Source organism: Streptococcus sp. 959 (genome assembly GCF_013277075.1).
GTDB lineage: Bacteria > Bacillota > Bacilli > Lactobacillales > Streptococcaceae > Streptococcus > Streptococcus pseudopneumoniae_C.
Map to the genome: position 1 here is coordinate 31,068 of NZ_VMMF01000006.1, position 23,726 is coordinate 54,793.

At 33.8% G+C, this 23,726-nt stretch carries 22 protein-coding genes and 1 pseudogene; all 23 read left to right on the forward strand.

Annotation, left to right across the window (positions count from 1 at the left end; translation table 11 throughout):
• Window positions 1-58: 58 nt before the first annotated feature.
• The 23 genes and pseudogenes from HT717_RS02065 (at window position 59) to rfbD (ending at window position 23,525) form a co-directional block, all read left to right on the forward strand.
• The gene (locus HT717_RS02065) at window positions 59-2,017 is read left to right on the forward strand and encodes a peptide ABC transporter substrate-binding protein (protein ID WP_049539456.1); all 1,959 of its coding nucleotides are present in this window, start codon (window positions 59-61) and stop codon (window positions 2,015-2,017) included.
• A 424-nt stretch (window positions 2,018-2,441) separates the two neighbouring features.
• Complete coding sequence (locus HT717_RS02070) at window positions 2,442-3,887, forward strand: LCP family protein (protein WP_153226301.1); 1,446 nt, start codon at window positions 2,442-2,444, stop codon at window positions 3,885-3,887.
• A gap of 1 nt (window position 3,888) precedes the next feature.
• The gene (gene cps4B / locus HT717_RS02075; protein ID WP_000565324.1) at window positions 3,889-4,620 is read left to right on the forward strand and encodes a capsular polysaccharide biosynthesis protein Cps4B; all 732 of its coding nucleotides are present in this window, start codon (window positions 3,889-3,891) and stop codon (window positions 4,618-4,620) included.
• Window positions 4,621-4,628: 8 nt separating this feature from the next.
• On the forward strand, window positions 4,629-5,321 hold the full coding sequence (gene cpsC / locus HT717_RS02080) for a capsular polysaccharide biosynthesis protein CpsC (RefSeq protein WP_173304266.1): 693 nt from the start codon (window positions 4,629-4,631) through the stop codon (window positions 5,319-5,321).
• Window positions 5,322-5,331: 10 nt separating this feature from the next.
• Window positions 5,332-6,015 carry a tyrosine-protein kinase gene (locus HT717_RS02085; protein WP_173304268.1) on the forward strand — a complete coding sequence of 228 codons (684 nt, stop codon included), beginning with the start codon at window positions 5,332-5,334 and terminating at the stop codon, window positions 6,013-6,015.
• 15 nt (window positions 6,016-6,030) lie between these two features.
• Window positions 6,031-7,398 (forward strand): sugar transferase, encoded by a 1,368-nt coding sequence (locus tag HT717_RS02090; protein WP_173304270.1) that lies wholly within the window; start codon window positions 6,031-6,033, stop codon window positions 7,396-7,398.
• A gap of 30 nt (window positions 7,399-7,428) precedes the next feature.
• Window positions 7,429-8,601: a glycosyltransferase family 1 protein gene (locus HT717_RS02095; protein ID WP_033680706.1), complete on the forward strand. Its 1,173-nt coding sequence runs from the start codon at window positions 7,429-7,431 to the stop codon at window positions 8,599-8,601.
• Window positions 8,598-9,869, forward strand: a complete 1,272-nt coding sequence (locus HT717_RS02100) for a glycosyltransferase family 4 protein (protein WP_033680705.1) — start codon at window positions 8,598-8,600, stop codon at window positions 9,867-9,869. Before HT717_RS02095 ends, HT717_RS02100 begins: the two co-directional genes overlap by 4 nt.
• A complete protein-coding gene (locus HT717_RS02105) occupies window positions 9,859-10,545 on the forward strand; it encodes an acyltransferase (protein ID WP_033680704.1) in 687 nt (228 codons plus the stop codon). The genes HT717_RS02100 and HT717_RS02105 overlap by 11 nt, the downstream gene beginning before the upstream one ends.
• A 31-nt stretch (window positions 10,546-10,576) precedes the next feature.
• Complete coding sequence (locus tag HT717_RS02110) at window positions 10,577-11,623, forward strand: glycosyltransferase family 2 protein (RefSeq protein WP_173304272.1); 1,047 nt, start codon at window positions 10,577-10,579, stop codon at window positions 11,621-11,623.
• Between the two features lie 5 nt (window positions 11,624-11,628).
• Window positions 11,629-12,540 (forward strand): capsular polysaccharide synthesis protein, encoded by a 912-nt coding sequence (locus HT717_RS02115; RefSeq protein WP_101785388.1) that lies wholly within the window; start codon window positions 11,629-11,631, stop codon window positions 12,538-12,540.
• An 11-nt stretch (window positions 12,541-12,551) separates the two neighbouring features.
• Window positions 12,552-14,009: an oligosaccharide flippase family protein gene (locus HT717_RS02120; RefSeq protein WP_033680702.1), complete on the forward strand. Its 1,458-nt coding sequence runs from the start codon at window positions 12,552-12,554 to the stop codon at window positions 14,007-14,009.
• 2 nt (window positions 14,010-14,011) lie between these two features.
• Window positions 14,012-15,286, forward strand: coding sequence for an O-antigen ligase family protein (locus HT717_RS02125; RefSeq protein WP_101785386.1), 1,275 nt, complete (start codon window positions 14,012-14,014; stop codon window positions 15,284-15,286).
• Between the two features lie 53 nt (window positions 15,287-15,339).
• Entirely contained in the window at window positions 15,340-15,849 is a 510-nt protein-coding gene (locus tag HT717_RS02130) for a hypothetical protein (protein WP_033680700.1), read from the forward strand.
• Window positions 15,846-17,006, forward strand: a complete 1,161-nt coding sequence (locus HT717_RS02135; protein ID WP_033680699.1) for a CDP-glycerol glycerophosphotransferase family protein — start codon at window positions 15,846-15,848, stop codon at window positions 17,004-17,006. Before HT717_RS02130 ends, HT717_RS02135 begins: the two co-directional genes overlap by 4 nt.
• 42 nt (window positions 17,007-17,048) lie before the next feature.
• Complete coding sequence (tagD, locus tag HT717_RS02140; protein WP_033680698.1) at window positions 17,049-17,441, forward strand: glycerol-3-phosphate cytidylyltransferase; 393 nt, start codon at window positions 17,049-17,051, stop codon at window positions 17,439-17,441.
• A gap of 159 nt (window positions 17,442-17,600) precedes the next feature.
• A complete protein-coding gene (locus HT717_RS10025; RefSeq protein ID WP_257960162.1) occupies window positions 17,601-17,723 on the forward strand; it encodes a hypothetical protein in 123 nt (40 codons plus the stop codon).
• Window positions 17,724-18,166: 443 nt separating this feature from the next.
• The gene (gene rfbA / locus HT717_RS02145; protein WP_033680697.1) at window positions 18,167-19,036 is read left to right on the forward strand and encodes a glucose-1-phosphate thymidylyltransferase RfbA; all 870 of its coding nucleotides are present in this window, start codon (window positions 18,167-18,169) and stop codon (window positions 19,034-19,036) included.
• Complete coding sequence (locus HT717_RS02150; protein ID WP_033680696.1) at window positions 19,037-19,630, forward strand: dTDP-4-dehydrorhamnose 3,5-epimerase family protein; 594 nt, start codon at window positions 19,037-19,039, stop codon at window positions 19,628-19,630.
• A gap of 12 nt (window positions 19,631-19,642) precedes the next feature.
• Window positions 19,643-20,692, forward strand: a complete 1,050-nt coding sequence (gene rfbB, locus HT717_RS02155) for a dTDP-glucose 4,6-dehydratase (protein WP_033680695.1) — start codon at window positions 19,643-19,645, stop codon at window positions 20,690-20,692.
• A 71-nt stretch (window positions 20,693-20,763) separates the two neighbouring features.
• Window positions 20,764-22,338: a hypothetical protein gene (locus HT717_RS02160; protein ID WP_101781619.1), complete on the forward strand. Its 1,575-nt coding sequence runs from the start codon at window positions 20,764-20,766 to the stop codon at window positions 22,336-22,338.
• Between the two features lie 48 nt (window positions 22,339-22,386).
• Window positions 22,387-22,593: pseudogene (locus tag HT717_RS02165) on the forward strand (dTDP-glucose 4,6-dehydratase); the annotation flags it as partial.
• Window positions 22,594-22,673: 80 nt separating this feature from the next.
• Window positions 22,674-23,525 (forward strand): dTDP-4-dehydrorhamnose reductase, encoded by an 852-nt coding sequence (gene rfbD / locus HT717_RS02170; protein ID WP_033680692.1) that lies wholly within the window; start codon window positions 22,674-22,676, stop codon window positions 23,523-23,525.
• Window positions 23,526-23,726: the final 201 nt, after the last annotated feature.

Consider the following 23,726-nt stretch of genomic DNA (forward strand, 5'->3'; position numbering starts at 1 on the left):
CCCACTATTTTGGTAAAATAAGCTTATGTTATAAAAACTAACATAAAGGAGAAAGAAGATGAAGACAAAAAAGCGTGTCCTTAGTGCAGGTCTGACTTTTGCGGCTGCCTTGCTTTTAGCTGCTTGCGGACAATCAGGTTCAGATACAAAAACTTACTCATCAACCTTTAGTGGAAATCCAACTACTTTTAACTATCTATTAGACTACTACGCTGATAATACAGCCATCATTACCAATCTAGTTGATGGTTTGCTTGAAAATGACAATCACGGAAACCTAGTTCCATCTTTGGCAGAAGACTGGTCTGTTTCAAGCGACGGTCTAACTTATACCTACAAATTGAGAAAAGATGCCAAATGGTTCACAGCTGACGGTGAAGAATACGCTCCAGTCAAGGCACAGGATTTTGTGACAGGTATCAAGTACGCAGTGGATAATAAATCACAGGCCATTGACTTGATTCAAAACTCAATCAAGGGCTTGAATGATTATATTACAGGAGCGGATTCTGACTTTTCTAAGGTTGGGGTTAAGGCCATTGATGACCAGACTGTTGAGTATACTTTGACACGCCCAGAGCCTTACTGGAATTCAAAAACAACGAACAGTATTCTTTTCCCAGTAAACGAAGAGTTTCTAAACTCAAAAGGGAAGGATTTTGGTACCCTATCTCCAGATAGTATTCTCTACAGTGGACCTTACTTGTTAAAAGATTTCACATCAAAATCATCTATTGAGTATGTGAAAAATCCGCATTACTATGATCATGACAAAGTATCAATTGAACACGTGAAATTGGCTTATTTTGATGGCTCAGACCAAGAATTGACCATCCGTAACTTTGAAAGTGGAGCCTATTCTATCGCTGGGGTTTATCCAAATAGTTCAAACTTTGCCAAGACCAAGGAGAAATATAAAGATAATATCGTCTATAGCTTGCAGGACAAGACTTCTTGGTATTTCAATTTCAACGTCAATCGTAAGGCTTACAATCATACTGCTAAAACGACAGATGATCAGAAGAAGTCAACTGAGACAGCTGTCTTGAACAAAAACTTCCGCCAAGCAGTGAACTTTGCCCTGGACCGCACAGCCTATTCTGCCCAGTCAAATGGGGAAGAAGCAGCTAGCAAGACTCTTCGTAACACCTTGGTGCCTCCAACATTTGTCCAAGTTGGAGATAAAACCTTTGGAGAAGTAGTCGCTTCTAAATTGGTCAACTATGGAACAGAGTGGGCAGGTATGAACCTAGCAGATGCGCAGGATGCTTATTTCAACAAAGAAAAAGCCCAAGCAAAATTTACGGAAGCTAAAAAAGAATTGGCAAGTCAAGGTGTGACCTTCCCTATTCACTTGGATGTGGCGGTTGATCAGACGAATAAAAATGCTGTGACAGGTATGAACTCTGTTAAACAGACTCTTGAATCAGTTTTGGGTGCTGATAATATTGTCATTGATGTTCAGCAACTGTCAACAGATGATTTTAATAACGTAGCCTTCTTAGCACCAACGCCAGCTGATCGAGACTACGATTTGAACTTTGATGGCTGGGTAGGTGATTACCAAGATCCATCAACTTATCTCAATCCTTTCAATGCAGAGGATGGATTCTACCTCAAGATTTTTGGTCTAGATGCCAAGGAAGATAAAGCAAAAATTGCTAGCTTAGGTTTGGATACTTACACTAAAATGCTTAAGGAAGCGGATAGTGAAAACAAAGATGTAGCGAAGCGTTATGAAAAATACGCTGAAGCTCAAGCTTGGATGATCGATAGCTCTCTCATTATGTCAGCTATGTCAAATGGTGGGACAGCTTTTGTAACTAAAGTGACACCATTTACAAGAGGTTATTCATTGGTTGGTATCAAGGGTGATGGAAATAATTATAAGTACATGAAACTGCAAAAAGATACAGTTACGACTAAACAGTATGAAGAAGCCAAGACTAAATGGGAGCAAGAGAGCAAAAAAGCAATTGAAAAAGCTCAAAAAGAAGCAGAAAAGCATGTTAAATAATAACGAGCAGTTCTATTGGATGGTTTTTATAAAGCCATCTTGATAGGGCTGTTTTTTGTATATTGCAGTTCATACTCTTCGAAAATTTTTCCAAAGCGCATCAGCTCTATCTGCAACCTTAAAACAGTGTTTTGAGCAACATGAAGCTAGCTTCCTAGTTTCTTCTTTTATTTTCATTGAGTATCAGACTTTTGTGTGATTATACTTTTTTATTTATAGAAAAGAGTTTAGAAACACTGATATATGATGTTGATATCAAATAATACTACTACAAAAATACTATAGTACTTCTACTTTCGAGTAGGAATTAAAATTTTATGAGACACGAAAAACCTGGATCAAAGATTATCTATAAAAGTGTTAATTGTAGAATTTATATTAAAAAAGTGATATAATAGGAATATTAAATATATAGGTGTTAATCATGAGTAGACGTTTTAAAAAATCACGTTCACAGAAAGTGAAGCGAAGTGTTAATATAGTCTTGTTGACTATTTATTTATTGTTAGTTGGTTTTTTATTGTTCTTAATCTTTAAGTACAATATACTTGCTTTCAGGCACGTTAATATAGTGGTCGCAGTTTTTGCTTTGGTGGTTGCTGTCAGTGCTACACTACTAATAATCTATAAAAAAGCAGAAAAGTTCACGATTTTCTTTTTAACACTTGCTGTGTTAGTGAGTTCAGTTTCTGTATTTGCTCTGCAACAATTTGTAGGATTTACAAGTCATATTAATGCAACTTCAAATTATTCAGAGTATTCTCTCAGTGTTGTAGTTTTAAAGGATAGCGATATCAATAATGTTGCCCAATTATCTAGTGTTATGGGGCCAACAGATACGGATAATGAGAATATTCAAAAGTTAATAGCTGATATTAAGACGAGTCAAAATAAGGATTTGACGGTTGATAAAAGTACTTCTTACTTGTCAACTTATAAAAGTTTGATTTCTGGAGAAGCCAAAGCTATTGTCTTAAATAGTGTATTTGAGAATATTATTGAGGCAGAGTATCCAGACTATGCTTCTAAAATTAAGAAAATTTACACTAAAAAAATGACCAAGGATGTTGAGACCCCTAAGGTATCTAAAGATCGCTTCTTTAATATCTATGTCAGTGGTATTGATACTTACGGTGCCATTAGTTCAGTTTCACGCTCAGATGTCAATATCCTGATGACGGTCAATAGGGATACGAAGAGAATCCTTCTTACAACAACTCCACGAGATTCATATGTTCCTATTGCTGATGGTGGAAACAATCAAAAGGATAAATTGACTCATGCTGGTATATACGGGGTTGATTCATCTATTCATACCTTAGAGAACCTTTATGGAGTAGATATTAATTATTATGTTCGTTTGAATTTTACCTCATTTTTGAAATTGATTGACTTGTTGGGAGGGGTAGATGTTCATAACGATCAAGAGTTTTCAGCTCTACATGGGAAGTTCCATTTTCCAGTGGGAAATGTCCATCTAGACTCTGAGCAAGCTCTAGGTTTTGTGCGTGAACGCTACTCACTAGCCGATGGAGATCGTGACCGTGGTCGCAACCAACAAAAGGTTATTGTAGCAATTATTCAGAAGTTAACTTCTACAGAGGCCTTGAAAAATTATAGTAGTATTCTTCAAGGATTGCAGGATTCTCTTCAAACAAATATGCCGATTGAGACTATGATGGATCTAGTGAATACTCAGTTGGAAAGTGGAGGAAATTATAAAGTAAATTCTCAAGATTTAAAAGGGACAGGTCGGATGGATCTTCCTTCTTATGCAATGCCAGACAGTAGTCTCTATATGATGGAAATAGATGATAGTAGTTTAGCTACAGTCAAGGCAGCTATACAGGATGTGATGGAGGGTAGATGAAATGATAGACATCCATTCGCATATCGTTTTTGATGTAGATGATGGGCCAAAGTCGATAGAGGATAGCAAGGCACTTTTAAGAGAAGCTTATAATCAAGGGGTTCGAATGATTGTGTCTACTTCACATCGTCGAAAAGGAATGTTTGAAACTCCAGAAGAAAAAATTGCAACAAATTTTATTAAGGTTCGTGAAATTGCAAAAGAAGTAGCAGATGATTTAGTCATTGCTTATGGAGCAGAGATATACTATACTTCGGATGTTCTAGAAAAGCTAGAAAAAAAAGAAATTCCTACCCTTAATGATAGCCGTTATGCTTTGATTGAGTTTAGCATGCATACTCCCTATCGTGAGATTCATACGGGATTGAGTAATATTTTGATGTTGGGAATCACACCAGTAATTGCTCATATTGAACGTTATGATGCTTTAGAGAATAATGAAAAACGCGTTCGTGAACTGATTGATATGGGTTGCTATACTCAGATAAATAGTTATCATGTTTTAAAACCTAAGCTCTTTGGTGAAAGATATAAATTTATGAAAAAGAGAGCTCGGTATTTTTTGGAACGTGATTTAGTTCATGTAGTTGCAAGTGACATGCACAATTTAGACAGTAGACCTCCATATATGGAACAGGCATACGATATCATTGCTAAGAAATATGGAGCGAAAAAAGCGAAGGAACTTTTTGTAGAAAATCCCAGAAAAATTATAATGGATCAATTAATTTAGGAGAAAATATGAAAGATCAAAACACTTTGGAAATCGATGTATTTCAACTATTCAGAACTTTATGGAAAAGAAAGTTAGTCATTTTATTAGTGGCAATTATAACTTCTTCAGTTGCTTTTGCCTACAGTACTTTTGTTATCAAACCTGAGTTTACTAGTACGACTCGGATTTATGTAGTTAACCGTAATCAAGGAGAGAAGTCTGGTTTAACAAATCAAGACTTGCAGGCAGGATCGTACTTGGTTAAAGACTATCGTGAAATTATCCTATCGCAGGATGTTTTGGAGAAAGTTGTTTCTGATTTGAAACTAGATTTGACGCCAAAAGGTTTGGCTAATAAAATTAAAGTGACAGTACCAGTTGATACCCGTATTGTTTCTATTTCAGTTAATGATCGAGTTCCTGAAGAGGCAAGCCGTATCGCTAACTCTTTGAGGGAAGTAGCTGCTCAAAAAATTATCAGTATTACTCGTGTTTCTGATGTGACAACACTGGAGGAGGCAAGACCGGCGATATCACCGTCTTCGCCAAATATTCGTCGTAATACTGTGATTGGAGCAGGACTTGGAGCAGGCTTAGTGATTGTAGTAGTGCTATTAATTGAACTATCTGATGACCGTGTAAAACGTCCAGAAGATATAGAAGATGTTATGGAGATTCCACTCCTTGGAATTATTCCAAATCTGGATAAAGTAAAGTAAGGGAGAAGAGATGGCAAAGTTAGAACTATCACAACAGAAACTTAACTCTGTAAAAAAAGCAGAAGAGTACTATAATGCTTTACGAACAAATGTACAATTGAGCGGCAATGACTTGAAGGTTATTGTGGTCACCTCAGTTGATTCTAGTGAAGGAAAATCTACAACTTCTACTAATATTGCTTGGGTTTTTGCACGTGCAGGCTATAAGACTCTTTTGATTGATGCAGATATCCGGAACTCAGTTATGTCAGGAGTATTTAAGTCAAGAGAAAGAATTACAGGCTTGACAGACTATCTGGCTGGAACTCAGGATTTGTCAAATGGGCTTTGTGAGACAAATGTTGACAATTTGTTTGTCATCGAGTCAGGAGTGGCTTCTCCTAATCCAACAGCTCTTCTTCAAAGTGACAACTTTGGAATTATGATTGAAACCTTACGTAAATATTTTGACTATATTATTGTTGATACAGCGCCAATTGGAGTTGTAATCGATGCAGCTATTGTTGTACAAAAATGCGATGCATCTATTTTAGTTGTAGAGGCAGGAGTTGCAAAACGAAGAGAAGTACAAAAAGCGAAAAGCCAGTTAGAACAAACAGGAAAACCATTTTTAGGTGTCGTTCTCAATAAATTTGATATTCAACGTGAAAAATATGGCTCTTACGGTGGTTATGGTAATTATGGTAAAAAATAACCTGGGGAAGATTTTATGGATGAAAAAGGATTGAAAATTTTTCTGGCAGTATTACAGAGTATTATTGTCATTTTATTGGTTTATTTTCTTAGCTTTGTTAGAGAGACAGAAATTGAACGTTCTTCGATGGTTATACTATACCTTCTCCACTTTTTTGTATTTTATTTTAGTTCCTATGGTAACAATTTTTTTAAAAGAGGGTACCTAGTTGAGTTTAATAGTACTATAAGATATATTTTTTTCTTTGCAATAGCTATAAGTGTATTAAACTTTTTTATAGAGGAACGGTTTAGTATCTCTAGAAGAGGAATGGTATACTTCTTAACTTTAGAAGGAATATCCTTATACTTGTTGAATTTCTTAATAAAGAAATATTGGAAGCATGTGTTTTTTAATCTAAAAAATAGCAAGAAAATTTTACTGTTAACAGTAACGAAAAATATAGAAAAAGTTCTTGATAAATTGCTAGATTCTGATGAACTTTCATGGAACTTGGTAGCAGTAAGTGTTTTGGATAAATCTGATTTTCAACATGATCAAATACCTGTGATTGAAAAGGAAAAAATTATTGAATTTGCAACGCATGAAGTTGTGGATGAGGTGTTTATCAATCTTCCGGGAGAGAGCTACGATATTGGAGAAATTATCTCTAAGTTTGAGACAATGGGGATAGATATAACTGTCAATCTTAATGCATTTGATAAGAATTTGGGTCGAAATAAACAAATTCATGAGATGGCAGGATTGAATGTAGTCACTTTCTCTACAAATTTTTATAAAACTAGTCATGTGATTTCAAAGAGAATTCTCGATATTTGTGCTGCCACTATCGGCCTTATTCTTTTTGGTATAGCTAGTCTAGTTTTAGTTCCATTGATTCGTAAAGATGGCGGACCAGCTATTTTTGCTCAAACTCGTATAGGGAAAAATGGTCGACATTTTACCTTTTATAAATTCCGTTCGATGCGGATCGATGCTGAAGCTATCAAAGAACAGTTGATGGATCAAAACACGATGCAAGGTGGTATGTTTAAGATGGACAATGATCCTCGTGTTACAAAAATTGGTCACTTTATTCGTAAAACCAGTTTGGATGAATTGCCACAATTTTGGAATGTCTTTATAGGAGATATGAGTTTGGTGGGGACGCGTCCACCGACAGTAGACGAGTATGATCAGTATACTCCAGAACAGAAACGTCGACTCAGCTTTAAACCTGGTATTACAGGCTTATGGCAGGTTAGTGGTCGTAGTAAAATAACCGATTTTGACGATGTTGTAAAATTAGATGTGGCTTATATTGATAATTGGACAATCTGGAAAGATATTGAAATTTTGTTGAAAACTGTTAAAGTTGTATTTATGAGAGATGGAGCGAAGTGATTTCTGCACGTCCATCATATTAGGAGAGAAATGAAAAAGTCAGTTTATATCATTGGTTCAAAAGGAATTCCTGCTAAGTATGGAGGATTTGAAACTTTTGTTGAAAAATTAACAGCCTTTCAACAAGATAAGGCTATCCAATATTATGTGGCTTGTATGCGTGAAAACTCTGCAAAATCAGGGATTACTGAAGATGTTTTTGAACATAATGGTGCTATCTGTTATAACGTCGATGTTCCCAATATTGGTCCAGCGCGAGCCATAGCATATGATATAGCAGCAATTAATAAAGCGATTGAAATTGCTAAAGAAAATAAGGATGAAGCTCCAATCTTCTATATATTAGCTTGTCGAATCGGTCCGTTCATCCATGGAATTAAGAAAAAAATCCAAGCGATAGGTGGGACTCTTCTAGTTAATCCAGATGGTCACGAGTGGTTACGAGCTAAGTGGAGCGCTCCAGTTCGTCGTTATTGGAAAATTTCCGAAGGTCTTATGGTCAAACATGCAGATCTTTTAGTGTGTGATAGTAAGAATATTGAAAAATATATCCAAGAAGATTATAAACAGTATCAACCTAAGACAACCTATATCGCTTATGGGACTGATACAACACGCTCCATATTAAAGAGTAGTGACGAAAAAGTACGTTCTTGGTTCAAAGAGAAGAATGTTTCTGAGAACGAGTATTATCTAGTTGTAGGACGATTTGTTCCAGAGAATAACTATGAATCTATGATTCGTGGCTTTTTGGCTTCTAACTCTAAGAAGGACTTTGTTTTAATTACAAATGTAGAGCAGAATAAATTTTATAATCAGTTGTTGGCAAAAACTGGTTTTGATAAAGATCCACGAGTAAAATTTGTAGGGACAGTCTACGACCAAGAACTTCTGAAGTATATTCGTGAGAATGCCTTTGCTTACTTCCATGGGCATGAAGTGGGGGGGACAAACCCTTCGCTACTGGAAGCATTAGCATCAACAAAGTTAAATTTACTACTCGATGTTGGTTTTAATCGCGAAGTTGGGGAGCAAAGTGCGATCTATTGGAAAAAAGACGAACTATCACAAGTGATTGAGGAAGTTGAACAATTTGATGAAAAAATGATTGATGAGTTAGATAGACAATCAAATCAGAGAATTGCGGATGCTTTCACTTGGGAAAGGATTGTTACAGACTACGAGAATTTATTTAAAAAATGAAAATATTACATTATACTTTAGGATTTCAACCCCAGCGAACAGGTGGCTTGGTTAAATATGCTGAGGATTTAATACTAGAGCAAATTGCTCAAGGTCATCAAGTGACTGCCCTATATCCGGGTAATATTCGGTTACTTTCGAAAAAAGTAGGAATAAAGAAGGTATCATCAAGACAGTTTGAGTGTTACGAACTGCTTAATAGCTTACCTTTGGCTCTATTTGGGGGAATATCCAGTCCAATTGCTTTCATGACCCCTTGTGACAAAAATGTTTATAGTACTTTTTTAGAAGAAGTACAACCCGACATTATCCATATTCATTCGTTTATGGGATTGCATAAAGAATTCATCGAAATTGCTAAAAACATGAATATTAGAGTTGTTTTTACGAGCCATGATTATTATGGATTAGCGCCCGTACCTCATTTCTATTTTAATGGGGTGGATTATAGTGATAATAATACAAACTTGGCTTGGAATATCATGTCTTCTAATGCCTTAAGTGTAGAAAAGTTGCGATTCTTTCAAGTTCCATTTTATCCAACTATTCGTAAGTTTTTGAAACTATTGGGAAAAAATCCAAAATCAAAAAATAATCTAGTTATTCGAGAAATATTTGAGGAAAAGAATTATAGTGAACTTCGACACTATTATAATGAGATGTTTCACTTAATAGATGGTTATTTGTTTAATAGTAGTCTAACAAAGAATGTATATGAGCAAAATGAAATTAAACCAACTCAGAGTACAGTATTATCTATAACGAATAGTTCAATTAAACCTCATCAGAGATTAACAACTACAAATAATAAAATTAGAGTTGCTTATATTGGTCCAGATGAAGAATATAAAGGATATTTTGATTTTATTGAGTTTGCTAAAACTTTAGACCTAGAGTTATACGAAGTTGCAACTTATGGTCACTTTCCAAATGAAGAATGTCCTTCATTCATTGAACAAAAAGGATATTTTACCAAGGAAACGATTGATAGTGTCTATGAAAATATTGATATTCTTATTGTTCCAAGTAAGTGGAAGGAGACATTTGGATTGATAACAGTAGAAGCATTATCCTATGGGGTAAATGTTTTTGTGAGTGAAAATGTTGGATCAAAAGACTTACTTCCAGAAACACATGTTTTTAAAAATCAGAATGACTTAGTAGTTAAAGTTATAGAAAATGATATAGAAAATACAAAATTAAAAACTATAGATGAACACTCGAAAGAAGTGATTCAGTATTATGAAAGAGTGATAAATGATAGTTGAGAGCTTAATAAAAAAGATTACTGGAAAAGCAGTAGACATTCACCCTGATGTACCCATGGCGTATATACTACAAAGAGGTATGAACTATGGTTTTGGACTCTTTCGTGGATTTGTACGTGGAATCGGATTTGGTCAAAAGGGGAAGCGTTTATTCATTGGACAAGGAGTTTCTATCTTAGCAAAGCGTAAATTATTTGTTGGGAAAAATGTTCGAATTGGTAAAAAGGTGTCTATAGATGCACTGTCGAAAGAAGGAATCCATTTTGCAGATAATGTGAAGATTGGAGATTATTCTCAAATTATTGGAACAGGATCTATAAAAAATATGGGGATTGGCTTGAAAGTTGGTAAGAACTCATCTTTTTCAGAATATAGTTTATTTGGTTCTGCTGGAGGTATCACAATTGGTGATAATGTTATCGCAGGTCAGAATGTTCGTTTTCATGCTGAAAATCATAATTATAGTGATTTAAATAAACTTATTGTTGAACAAGGTGTATCTCGAAAGGGAATATCAGTAGGACATAATTGTTGGATTGGTGCTGGAGCTGTTTTTTTGGATGGGTCCAGCATTGGTTCAGGTTGTGTTGTTGGAGCGAATGCTGTTGTCACTAAGCAGTTTCCAGATAATGTTATCATAGGTGGAGTACCAGCTAGAATACTGGCCTATAGATAGTGTTTAACTATTTCTGAAAGGAAGAGAATTTATGCCTACATTTAGTGTAGTTGTTCCAGTTTATAATGTAGAGAATTATTTATCTCAATGTTTAAATACTCTTGTAAATCAGTCTTTTAAAGATTTTGAACTTATCTTGGTAAACGATGGTTCTACTGACACATCTGGAAGTCTTTGTGAAGAATGGGGGAAAAAAGATCATCGGATAAAAGTAATACATAAAACCAATGAAGGTCTTGGTTTTGCACGTAACACAGGTATTGAAAATTGTACAGGAGATTATATTGTCTTTGTTGATTCGGATGATTATGTCTCATATGAGATGCTTGAAATTTATGATACATACTTACAACGTTTTAATGCAGACGTGATTTATAGTGAAAATTTTTATCGAGTGGATAATAAAGGAAATATTATAGGACCACTTGATCAGAGCCTAGATTCCATTTTTTATAAAAATGATTCAATTTTCACAGAACTTTTACCAGATGTAATATCTTCACCACCAGAATTTATTGGAGATGGAAAGATAGGTGTTTCAGTGTGGAAAGGGGTATATAAACGTTCTTTGTTTAAGGATAAAGGGCTATTATTTCATTCGGAAAGAGAATTCATTTCAGAAGATGCTATTTTTCAAATTGATTGTTTAAAATTAGCAACATCCGCCCTTGTTATCCCAGATATTTTATACTACTATCGTGAAAACTTTGGTTCTTTAAGTATGAAATATAAAGAAGATCGATTTGAGTTGGATAAAATCTTGTATAACGAGCAATTAAAAAGAGTTAAGGGATTACCTAATCAAGAAATTTTGGAAGAAAGAATCGAGAGAATTTTAATTGCTAATATTCGTTTATGTATTTTTCAGGAATCCTTATATAAAAGTTCTAGAATTCATAAATGCTTGCAAAGAATTAGACAGATTTGTAAGGATCCTATCTCAAAAGCAGTTTTGTATCACTATCCAATCCATCGTTTACCTTTTCCTAAACGTTTGATCTGTGTATTAGCTAAGTATAATATGTCGATGTTGCTTTTAGCTTTAACCTTATTAAAATATCGGAATCGGAGTGTATAGATTTTATGGCGATGAATATAGAAAAATTAAAACTATCTTTAAAAAATGGAACGTTTTTTCCTGTTGTTATTCACGCCTTACGTAACCGTTGGCCCTTGTGGTGGATTCGGAGTAAGGCTATTCGAGAAGTGCAACTTGAAGATAGGGCCTACAGAATACTAAAAAAGAAATACGGTTCTTTAATTTCAAACCCTTTTGATAAATCATACTTATCAGAAAAAGTTCCCAAGCAAATCTGGATTTGCTGGTTTCAAGGTATGGAGAATGCTCCAGATTTGGTGAAATCATGTTATAAGTCTGTTAAAAGAGAATTTCCAGATTATAAAATTACAGTATTAACGGCTCAGACTATTCAACAGTATGTAACAATTCCTGAAGAAATTTTGTATAAGTGGAATAAAGGTATCATAAATAACGCAAATTTTTCAGATGTTTTGCGTGTTGAGATTTTATCTAAATATGGAGGTATTTGGTTAGATGCCACAGTTTATTGCACTGGTAGTACAATTAAGGAATTAATTGAAAAAAATCCATTTTTTATGTATAAGAGTCTATCTTCAATCGAAGAAAATATTTCATCATCAAGCTGGATGATTGCTTCAACAGCAAATCACCCTTTAATACTATCTGTGAAGAAGTTGCTAGTAGAATATTGGTGTAGAGAGAATATTGCAATACATTATTTTGTTTTTCATTTGCTGTTCACGATTGTAGCTGAACATTATTCGGATGTTTGGCAGTCTGTACCCACCTATACGAACGCAGCACCACATATAATGGTTGATGAATTAAATAATGATTTTTCAAAGGAACGTTACCAGCAATTATGTCAAATTTCTGATTTTCATAAATTAAATTATAAAAAAAATTACAATGATAAATCTGAGAGCTTGTACAGTTACTTACTGAATCAGTAGAGGGGAGAATCTTGCCTAGTTTAAAGAAAAACATTGTTTACAATGTCTTATATCAGATCTTAGCTGTAATAGTACCGTTTATTACCTCACCTTACTTAGCGCGTGTGTTAGGTGCAGAGCAAATTGGAGTTTATTCTTTTACCTATTCTATTGCTTTTTACTTTATGATTCTGTCCATGTTGGGGATTTCTAATTATGGGAATCGGACAATAGCACAGGTACGAACAAGTAGAGAACATTTGAATCAGGAATTTTCGAATATTTACGCGGTTCAGTTAACGTGTTCACTAGTTATGACCGTCTCATATTTGATTTATGCAACAGTATTTGTGAATAGTTTTCAGATTGTAGCCTATATCCAAGTATTACATGTTTTATCGTATGCAACAGATGTTAGTTGGTTTTTTTATGGTCTTGAAGAGTTTCGTATTACAGTTGCTAGGAATTCATTTGTTAAATTATTGACTTTAATATCTATCTTTACATTTGTAAAAAGCCCTAATGATATCTATTTATATACCTTTATAATGGCAGGGAGTACCCTGCTTGGTCAGTTGATTACATGGCCATTTTTGTTAAAACAAGTAAACTTTGTGCGCCCTAGTCTTGGAAAAATAAAGAAACACATGAAACCTATTATTATTTTATTTTTCCCCGTCTTAGCGGTTAGTATTTTTTCGTTTCTAGATAAAATAATGCTTGGAATGTATAGTAGTTTGAAGGAAACTGCTTTTTATGAGAATTCAGATAAGATCATTAGTATTCCAAAAGCTCTGATTCAAGCCTTTGGAGCTGTAATGTTGCCTCGAACAGTACATTTACTGAGTATAGGTGATGAACAAAAAAGTTTAGAATATGTTGATAAAACGATGTGGATCGTTTTAGTGATTACAATGGGCTGTGCTTTCGGTTTAGCAGGAGTTTCTGCAACCTTTGCTCCTGTTTATTGGGGTGAAGAATTTAGGACAAGTAGCCAAATTATTGCAGGAATGACACCGGCTTTAGTATTTTCGGCTTTTGGAAATGTCATCCGAACTCAGTTTTTAATTCCACGAAGTTTTGACAAGGAATATACGGTATCTTTGCTTTATGGAGCCGTTGTTAATATTTTGATTAATATTATTTTGATTCCGAAGATAGGAGCAATGGGAGCTGTTATAGGAACAATTGTTGCAGAGTTAGTTCTATGTTGCTATCAAACGTGGATCGCTAGAAATTATTTACATATCAGAGAATATCTGATAAATGCTGGGATATTATTTCTTATTGGTTCAGTAATGTATATGGTCTTAATTCTTATTTCAAGTATTTTACCTACATCGCTACTTACACTTATTATTGAAATTATAGTCGGAGCTTTTATTTATATTAGTTTATTGATTTTGTACATCTTTTCTTCAAAAAACAGGGTAATTATTGGTTTACGAACAAATTTTTTAGAACGTACTCATTTATTTAAAAGGAAGTAATAGTGAAATTTAAATTTAACCCAATCGCGATATTGTATATATTGTTAGTGTATTTAGAATTAGCTACAGATAGACAACATCTGTATCCTGTAACATACATGACAAAATATTATATTGGTATTTTGATTATTGTATTATTCATTTTATTATTAGTAAGTCTCGGAAAGGTTATTTTTGTTAATAAAAAATTATTATATCTTGCTAAGATATTAGCTATGCCAACAATTGTTCTCTTCTTTTACTCAGTTTTATTACATCTAATGAATCCAGTTCAATTTAGTGGGTATTTTAGTAGATTGTCAAGTATGACTATTTTTGGCTTATTAGCTATCTTTCAAGCTATGGTTGTTTTTCAATTTTTTGGACAAAAAGTAGTAGATTACACTTTTACAGCAATATCACTTAGTTACTTAACTAGTATCATTGTTGCCTATAGTCAAGGAGGACTTAGTCAATTTATTTTGATGTTAACAGATGTTAGTTTCAATGGTTCGGTGCTAGAAATGCATGAGGTAGCACCAATTACAGCTCTCTTTATTCTGTACTATCTGTATCAATATTTTATAAAAGAAAATAGTTTTTCTGCAGTATTTCGTAAGATCTTAATAGCTCTTATTATTCTCTTTTTAAGTCTTAAACGAATCGTATTTTTGAGTGTGTTAATTATCATACCAGTATTTTTAGTAATTTATTGGTATTATAAAAAAGTGAGCAAACTAGGGAAAGAACGAAAAATTTTAAGTTTATTAAATGCCTTTTCCTTAGTATTTATAACAGGAATATTCCTTTATGTTTATAGTATTAAATCTGGTTTTATATATACATTTATCCAAGAACATAATATCAATTCGATGGCTAGAACAGATTTATGGAAGGGAATTGAATCAACCTATAGCTTTACACCTATATTTATGGGGAGAGGGGTAGGTTTTGCATCAAAATGGATGGATAATAATTGGATGACTTTAAATATCAATGGTCTTACAGGATCAATGGGGATTCATAATGATATTTTGAAATCTTACATTGAGATAGGATTTGTAGGATTATCTATTTATTTTTATACTCTCCTTTATAGAAATGCTAAACGCATATTTGTAAAAATTGGTCATAAAGAATCATTCATATATTTTGTCTTGACAATGTTTCAGATGCTGATATGGTTTACGGACAATATTTCGATTTATCATAATTTTTTATGGATTCTAAACCTACTGCTCTTTTCTTTAACTAATTCGGATACAGAATTGGAAAATTTAGATTTTAAAAATTTTTAATGTGTAAGTAGTAACTACTAATTTTATTAAAAAATCAGAATATAGGTGTATTTATGAAGACAGATGCGAGGATTAAAAAGAGAGAGAATGAAACGTTATATATTCTAAAAGTTTGGGCAACATTTAGTGTGATTGCTATACATTTTGGTTTTTTGGGCCAAATTGGAGTGTTTTACAAAGTATTAGCTCGATTTGCTGTACCTTTATTTTTCATGATTTCAGGATTTCTAACTCTGATTGAATATACCTTTTTAGGAGCAAATTTTGAACTTTATGTAAGTTCGGTGATAATATCTTGTATGCTTATGGTCTTTTCGATTAAATATCCTCAACTCTGGACGCTAGATTTTGCTGTCAATATTGCTAAAAAAAATGCGACGTTTATTTATATTAGTCATCAATTTGTGATTTTATTATTTAAAACATACGTTAGAGATGGAATTGCTTATAAAATTGGAACTTTCTTGATATTTTTAGCATGTGTTATTATGAGTATTATTTTCAACTATATAGTCGATATAATCAGTCGTTGTTGCATAAAAGAAAAACAAAATATAATATGAAATTTTATATAAAAAATTTATTAAAAAAAGTCTTTACATTACCATTGAATTTATTGCCTATTCAGTCTAATAAAATAGTGTTTGATAATTTTGGTGGTAGAGGTTTGGGAGATAATCCCAAGTATATACTTGAAGAACTTGTCTCTCGAGAAAATAATCTAGATCTTGTATGGATATCAAAAGATAGAGAAATTTCTGTCCCAAAAGGTGTTCGTGTAGAAAAATATGGAAGTTATCGTTCTTTCTACGAATGGTTAACAGCTAGAGTTTGGGTAGATAATATTCGTTGTTCTGATCGACCTTGGAAGCGTAAAGGACAGATTTATCTTCAAACTTGGCATGGCTCAGATGGGGTAAAGTTAATTGAAAAAAGTGTTGCAGAGAGCCTAAAAAAAACTTATCTCAGAATGGCGAAGTATGATGGAAAGATTACAGACGGTATCGTATCAAGTCGGTACTTGCAAACTTTGGGTATGCAAAATAATTTTTGGCTGACAGAGGATGTGGAGTTTCTTGAATTTGGATTACCTCGAAATGATGATTTTTTTAAAAGTGAAAAAATCAAAACTACAAACATAAAATTTAGAAGATTGTTTGATATTGATTTAGACGAACTGGTGGTTTTGTATATGCCGACGTTCAGAGATGATGGATCGTTGGATGCTTATAATTTAGATTACTCGAAACTAATACATGCTTTTCAAAACAAATTTAGAAAAAATGTAAAAATATTAGTTCGTTTTCACCCAACTGTTGATTTTAGTTTTATAAATTTACAGGATACAAACTGTATAAATGTGTCAACCTACTCAAATCCTCAGGATTTGATGATGAGTGCAGATGTAATGATTACGGATTATTCGTCATCTTCGATTGATTTTATGTTATTAAATCGTCCAGTGTTTCTGTATTTACCAGATTATCAAAGGTATGTGAACGATAGACCCCTGGATAATAATTTTTATAAATTACCATTTCCAAGAGCGTATCATAACAATGAGTTGATAGAAATTATTAGAGATTTTGAAAGAAGTAAATATGATGAAAAAGTTCGTCTTTATGAATTAGAAGATGTTCGTTTTGATAGAGGCAAATCCTCTGTAATGTGTGCTGATTGGATTGAAGAAAAAATAAAAAACAATAGGGTCGTCGATTAAAATAATTAGAATTTTTTGAATGATAAAAAAGGAGTTCCTGGAATGAAAAGAGTTATAACATACGGAACATTTGATTTATTGCATTATGGTCATATAAATCTTTTAAAACGAGCTAAACAACTAGGTGATTATTTGATTGTAGTTGTTTCAAGTGATGAGTTTAATTTAAAAGAAAAGAATAAAGTATGTTACTTTAATTATGAACATAGAAAAAATTTAGTAGAAGCTATTCGATATGTCGATTTAGTGATTCCTGAAACTAGTTGGGAACAGAAAAAGTTAGATGTTAAAGAGTACCATATTGATACTTTTGTAATGGGTGATGATTGGAAAGGTAAATTTGATTATCTTGAAGAAGAAGGTGTTGAAGTAGTTTATTTGCCTAGAACAAAAGAAATATCAACGACAAAGATAAAAGAAGATCTGTCAGAATGAAATATTATTAAACAACGCTGATATAAAAATTATAGCTTTTGTATTGAATTTCTTATAGTAGAGGGGATCGCTATCCTATCGGATTATGGCTTGTTTTTGCGCCTTATGTTTGATAGAATAAAGTAACGACACTTTAACCATCGAAGTGAGGTGAGAACAATGGCAGTAATTTTTAAAAATTTGCTTATTGAAGAGAAGACTGAAGAAGAAAAACAACATATTCTACCTATTATAAATGGTGAGTATGACTTATCTGATGATGTAAGTTGTAGATTACGATGACTGAATGAGGAAAGTAAACGCTTGGAAGTGTTTGTTAAGGAGACGAACCCACTTGTCTAGTTCGTATTCTGTTAATGAATTGAAATCAATAAGTATCTTATTGTCATTTTTTTACGATGAGGAAATTAGAGATTTTTAATGGATCTCTGATTACTATGTAATTTAGCATTGAAAAACTAAGAAATGGTGAAATTATGCCTCTTACACAGTTATTTGAAACATCCTTAGGAATTGATTTTTAATTGTATGTAAACAAAGTAGAATTCGCTTATTTCATTTCATGCTAAATGTAATATGAAATAAGTGAATTTTTATAGATAAAGAAGAGTTTTTCTGTATTTTTTAGATAATAATATGAAAAAATGTGATGATTGTTTTTCTTTTAGAGCAGTACACAATTAATAGTAATTGACTCTAAAACAACAAAGAAAGGTACCCCTTTTATGAAAGGTATTATTCTAGCAGGTGGCTCGGGGACACGTTTATATCCTTTGACCCGAGCTGCATCAAAACAACTTATGCCGGTTTATGATAAACCAATGATTTACTACCCACTTTCAACATTGATGTTGGCTGGGATTAGGGATATTTTGATTATCTCAACTCCACAGGATTTACATCGATTCAAAGAGCTTCTTCAAGACGGATCTGAGTTTGGGATCAAACTTTCTTATGCAGAGCAACCAAGTCCAGATGGTTTGGCACAAGCATTTATCATTGGGGAAGAGTTTATTGGTGATGATAGCGTTGCGCTAATCTTAGGTGACAATATCTACCATGGGCCTGGTCTTTCTAAGATGCTACAAAAGGCAGCAAGTAAGGAGTCGGGAGCAACTGTTTTTGGCTACCATGTGAAGGATCCAGAGCGCTTTGGTGTAGTTGAGTTTGACAAGGATATGAACGCTATTTCTATAGAAGAAAAGCCAGAAAACCCTCGTTCAAACTATGCAGTTACAGGACTCTATTTTTATGATAATGATGTAGTTGAAATTGCTAAGAGTATTAAACCAAGTCCTCGTGGTGAACTGGAAATTACAGATGTAAATAAGGCTTACCTAGATCGTGGAGATTTATCCGTTGAGGTTATGGGACGTGGCTTTGCTTGGCTAGATACTGGAACTCATGAAAGTTTACTAGAGGCTTCACAGTATATCGAAACAGTTCAACGTATGCAAAATGTTCAGGTAGCAAACTTGGAAGAAATTGCTTACCGCATGGGCTATATCAGTCGCGAAGATGTGTTGGCCTTAGCCCAACCACTTAAGAAAAATGAATACGGGCAGTATCTGCTCCGTTTGATAGGAGAAGCATAGATGACAGATAAATTTTTCGGCAAGACACTTGCAGCACACAAGGTTGATGCAATCCCAGGTATGCTGGAGTTTGATATCCCTGTGCATGGAGACAACCGTGGCTGGTTTAAAGAAAATTTCCAAAAGGAAAAAATGCTGCCACTTGGATTTCCAGAGTCTTTCTTTGCAGAAGGAAAATTGCAAAACAATGTATCCTTCTCACGCAAAAATGTTCTCCGTGGCTTGCATGCAGAACCATGGGATAAGTACATCTCTGTAGCAGATGGAGGGAAAGTTCTGGGTTCTTGGGTTGATCTACGTGAAGGAGAAACCTTCGGAAATACCTATCAGACAGTTATTGATGCTAGCAAGGGAATTTTTGTTCCTAGAGGCGTGGCCAATGGTTTTCAAGTCCTATCAGATACAGTTTCTTATAGTTATCTGGTCAATGACTACTGGGCTCTTGAACTCAAACCCAAGTATGCCTTTGTGAACTATGCTGATCCAAGCCTTGGCATTGAATGGGAAAATCTTGCAGAAGCAGAGGTTTCAGAAGCAGATAAAAATCATCCACTACTTAAGGATGTAAAACCTTTGAAAAAAGAAGATTTGTAAAAAGGAAAGAATATGACTGAATACAAAAATATTATCGTGACAGGTGGAGCTGGTTTTATCGGTTCTAACTTTGTCCACTATGTTTACGAGAACTTTCCAGATGTTCACGTAACAGTATTAGACAAGTTGACTTATGCTGGGAACCGTTCTAATATTGAGGAAATTTTGGGTGATCGTGTTGAGTTAGTTGTTGGTGACATTGCGGATGCAGAGTTGGTAGACAAGTTGGTTGCTCAAGCAGATGCTATCGTTCATTATGCGGCGGAAAGCCACAATGATAATTCACTCAATGATCCATCACCATTTATCCATACAAATTTCATCGGAACCTATACTCTGTTAGAAGCAGCACGTAAATACGATCTTCGTTTCCACCATGTATCTACAGACGAGGTTTATGGTGATCTCCCTCTACGCGAGGATTTGCCAGGTCATGGTGAAGGACCAGGTGAGAAATTTACTGCTGAAACAAAATACAACCCAAGTTCTCCGTACTCATCAACCAAGGCTGCTTCAGACTTGATTGTCAAAGCCTGGGTACGATCATTTGGTGTCAAGGCAACGATTTCCAACTGTTCAAATAACTACGGTCCTTATCAACACATTGAAAAATTCATCCCACGTCAGATTACCAACATTCTAAGTGGAATCAAGCCAAAACTTTACGGTGAAGGTAAGAACGTTCGTGACTGGATTCATACTAATGATCATTCTTCAGGTGTTTGGACAATCTTGACAAAAGGGAAAATTGGTGAAACCTACTTGATTGGGGCTGATGGCGAGAAGAACAACAAGGAAGTTTTGGAACTCATCCTTAAGGAAATGGGACAACCTGTTGACGCTTATGATCATGTAACTGACCGTGCAGGGCATGATCTTCGCTATGCGATTGATGCAAGCAAGCTCCGTGATGAGTTGGGGTGGAAACCTGAATTTACCAACTTTGAAGCAGGACTCAAAGAAACTATCAAATGGTACATGGATAACCAAGAATGGTGGCAAGCAGAGAAAGAAGCTGTTGAAGCCAATTATGCTAAGACTCAGGAGATTATTACATTATAAAAAGCAGGAAATAACTGCTTTTTATTGCTATATTGGGAAGAGTTGTTAATCGATTGAAAGGGAAAAAGTATATGAAGTTGAAGAAAAAACGTATTCGAAATTCGGCAAAAGCAAAGATGAAATCAATAGAAAAAGCGATAAAGATTGGTATGGATAATTTGTACAGTAATGTGAGTTATCTTCTACAGGAGTTAGAGCTAAAAAACGATGCCTCATCTGAGTATGTCATTTTAAAAAGCAAAGATGATATTTTAGAAGAGATGGACAAACTCAAAAAAGATATTATTTTTCTTTCTAAAGGAGTCAATATAAATTTCATTATACCTATACTTCTCAAAGCTCTAGATAAAATTTATTTTGATGATAATTGGAAACATTTGAAAGATAAGGGTATCGCATTAAAAAATCTGATTGCTATTATATGGTCGGAGGGAGACAAAACTCTTTTAAGCAATACTTGTGTACTAGAGAGATCTTTTTTTGTTTTATTAAAAAAGATGATTAAGTATTCAAAACTTGTTCACTATCAGTGGTTATTTTCAGGTGAGAAAAATGATTTGCAAATAGTTCTTTATTTATCTGAAATGGAGGTAGAATTGGACGAAACTTCTAGAAAATTTTTACAGAATAACTATATCTTTCCAGAAGTTACATATGGTGATGGACAAAGGTCTACAGGAATAAATAATAATTTATTTTTTGATGATCCTGGAAAATACATCGATTCTATAAATAAAATATTCGATGGAGCAGAACCAAATAATATTGATTATTTTAAAGGAACTTTTTTTGAACATTTCAAAGGAGTTGATGATACTAGATATACAAATTTTTGGAAGGGGTTCAAAATAAGATTGAATTTGTTTACTAATTCCTTTGTCCAGCAACAAAATAATGGTGGGATATTTTACTTAAGTATGAGTGAATTTGAGAGAATTACTTCTCAGTACACTTATGATTCAAACTTTAAAAATAATTTAATGTTAACTAGAGATTTTATAGATATTGACTATTTAGGAAATCCAAATAAAATTGTCTCAAGACCTTTAATCCCATTATTTAATGAGAAATATTGTTTTATATCATGTTATAATATGTTTGATTCTCTTAATAATTATATTGAATCATTTATTTTTAAAATGAATACAACAGGAACAATACCTGAAAAAGATGAGGAGTTATTTCAGATTATATATTCAAAACCATTTGAAATAGAAGTTATTAAATTATTGTGTAATTCTGGGTATCAATCTGGTAGTGTTACTAACAGCGGAGCTTGGCAAATATATACAGAAACAGGATTAGTGACTAAAGAAATTGCGAATGATGATTTTCGAAATCAAAATACAGGAGAAATTGATTGTTTAGCAATAAGTGAAGCTAAACGAATTATCTATGTTATTGAGTGTAAAGTATTACAGCTTCCATCAGATTTTTTGTCATATAGAAATAGAATAACTCACCTCCATGGAAAGTATAGAGAACAACTTCAGAAAAAAGTAGATTTTGTGAAAAGTAAATATAAAGATTATTCTATTAGGCCTATTCTTTTATTAGATAAAGGCTTTACAACAATTAGACAGTATCCTAATAATTCAGATAATTTGAGAATTTTGACGTTAAATTTATTAAAAGAAGAATTATAATAAATTTAGTAAATTTTATAACTTATTATAAAGGGAATAGTAGAACCTGCCTATGATCAGGTTACTGACCGTGGAGACCATGAACTCCGCTATGCGATTGACGCAAGCAAGCTCCGTGATGAGTTGGTGTGGAAACCTGAATTTACCAACTTTGAAGCTGGGCTAAAGGAAATAATCAAGTGGTATACAGATAAGCAAGAATGGTGGAAAGTAGGGAAAGAAGCTGTTGAAGCCAATTATGCTAAGAATCAGTAGATTATTAAATTATAAAAAGCTGGAAATAGCTACTTTTTATTGCTATATTGAGAAGAGTTACAAATTAGAGAGGTATAGAGATGATTTTAATTACAGGATCAAAAGGTCAGTTAGGAACTGAACTTCGTTATTTATTGGATGAGCGTAATGAAGAATACGTAGCAGTAGATGTGGATGAGATGGACATTACCAATGCAGAGATGGTTGAGAAAGTTTTTGAAGAGGTGAAACCGACTTTAGTCTACCATTGTGCAGCCTACACCGCTGTTGATGCAGCAGAGGATGAAGGGAAAGAATTGGACTTCGCCATCAATGTGACGGGGACAGAGAATGTCGCAAAAGCATCTGAAAAGCATGGTGCAACTCTAGTTTATATTTCTACCGACTATGTCTTTGATGGTAGAAAACCAGTTGGACAAGAGTGGGAAGTTGATGACCGACCAGATCCACAGACAGAATATGGACGCACTAAGCGTATGGGAGAAGAGTTAGTTGAGAAGCATGTGTCTAATTTCTATATTATCCGTACTGCCTGGGTATTTGGAAATTATGGCAAAAATTTCGTTTTTACCATGCAAAATCTTGCGAAAAATCATAAGACTTTAACAGTTGTAAATGACCAGCACGGTCGTCCGACTTGGACTCGTACCTTGGCTGAGTTCATGACCTACCTGGCTGAAAACCGCAAGGAATTTGGTTATTATCATTTGTCAAATGATGCTACAGAAGACACAACTTGGTATGATTTTGCAGTTGAAATTTTGAAAGATACAGATGTGGAAATCAAGCCAGTAGATTCAAGTCAATTTCCAGCAAAAGCTAAACGTCCGTTAAACTCAACAATGAGCCTTTCTAAAGCTAAAGCTACTGGATTTGTCATTCCAACTTGGCAAGATGCCTTGAAAGAATTTTACAAACAAGAAGTAAGATAAGCAATAGAATGATTTTTCTAGTCTAATAAAAGAGAATGACAAAAAATTATTATTAGAAACAGATAAAAGAAATATAGAACTAACTCTAACAATAATCGGGTATGCATAGTGTAGATAACGAAATAGTTAGAGAGTTAAATGAATGGTTAGAAGACTTTACAAGAGAGAACAAAATAAGGTTAATCGATATAAACAAAGAAT

Excerpts from the sequence above, each read along its gene's own strand:
- HT717_RS02065 (WP_049539456.1), top strand. The coding sequence starts at position 59 with ATGAAGACAAAAAAGCGTGTCCTTAGTGCAGGTCTGACTTTTGCGGCT.
- HT717_RS02070 (WP_153226301.1), top strand. The coding sequence starts at position 2,442 with ATGAGTAGACGTTTTAAAAAATCACGTTCACAGAAAGTGAAGCGAAGT.
- cps4B (WP_000565324.1), top strand. The coding sequence starts at position 3,889 with ATGATAGACATCCATTCGCATATCGTTTTTGATGTAGATGATGGGCCA.
- cpsC (WP_173304266.1), top strand. The coding sequence starts at position 4,629 with ATGAAAGATCAAAACACTTTGGAAATCGATGTATTTCAACTATTCAGA.
- HT717_RS02085 (WP_173304268.1), top strand. The coding sequence starts at position 5,332 with ATGGCAAAGTTAGAACTATCACAACAGAAACTTAACTCTGTAAAAAAA.
- HT717_RS02090 (WP_173304270.1), top strand. The coding sequence starts at position 6,031 with ATGGATGAAAAAGGATTGAAAATTTTTCTGGCAGTATTACAGAGTATT.
- HT717_RS02095 (WP_033680706.1), top strand. The coding sequence starts at position 7,429 with ATGAAAAAGTCAGTTTATATCATTGGTTCAAAAGGAATTCCTGCTAAG.
- HT717_RS02100 (WP_033680705.1), top strand. The coding sequence starts at position 8,598 with ATGAAAATATTACATTATACTTTAGGATTTCAACCCCAGCGAACAGGT.
- HT717_RS02105 (WP_033680704.1), top strand. The coding sequence starts at position 9,859 with ATGATAGTTGAGAGCTTAATAAAAAAGATTACTGGAAAAGCAGTAGAC.
- HT717_RS02110 (WP_173304272.1), top strand. The coding sequence starts at position 10,577 with ATGCCTACATTTAGTGTAGTTGTTCCAGTTTATAATGTAGAGAATTAT.
- HT717_RS02115 (WP_101785388.1), top strand. The coding sequence starts at position 11,629 with ATGGCGATGAATATAGAAAAATTAAAACTATCTTTAAAAAATGGAACG.
- HT717_RS02130 (WP_033680700.1), top strand. The coding sequence starts at position 15,340 with ATGAAGACAGATGCGAGGATTAAAAAGAGAGAGAATGAAACGTTATAT.
- HT717_RS02135 (WP_033680699.1), top strand. The coding sequence starts at position 15,846 with ATGAAATTTTATATAAAAAATTTATTAAAAAAAGTCTTTACATTACCA.
- tagD (WP_033680698.1), top strand. The coding sequence starts at position 17,049 with ATGAAAAGAGTTATAACATACGGAACATTTGATTTATTGCATTATGGT.
- HT717_RS10025 (WP_257960162.1), top strand. The coding sequence starts at position 17,601 with ATGGCAGTAATTTTTAAAAATTTGCTTATTGAAGAGAAGACTGAAGAA.
- rfbA (WP_033680697.1), top strand. The coding sequence starts at position 18,167 with ATGAAAGGTATTATTCTAGCAGGTGGCTCGGGGACACGTTTATATCCT.
- HT717_RS02150 (WP_033680696.1), top strand. The coding sequence starts at position 19,037 with ATGACAGATAAATTTTTCGGCAAGACACTTGCAGCACACAAGGTTGAT.
- rfbB (WP_033680695.1), top strand. The coding sequence starts at position 19,643 with ATGACTGAATACAAAAATATTATCGTGACAGGTGGAGCTGGTTTTATC.
- HT717_RS02160 (WP_101781619.1), top strand. The coding sequence starts at position 20,764 with ATGAAGTTGAAGAAAAAACGTATTCGAAATTCGGCAAAAGCAAAGATG.
- rfbD (WP_033680692.1), top strand. The coding sequence starts at position 22,674 with ATGATTTTAATTACAGGATCAAAAGGTCAGTTAGGAACTGAACTTCGT.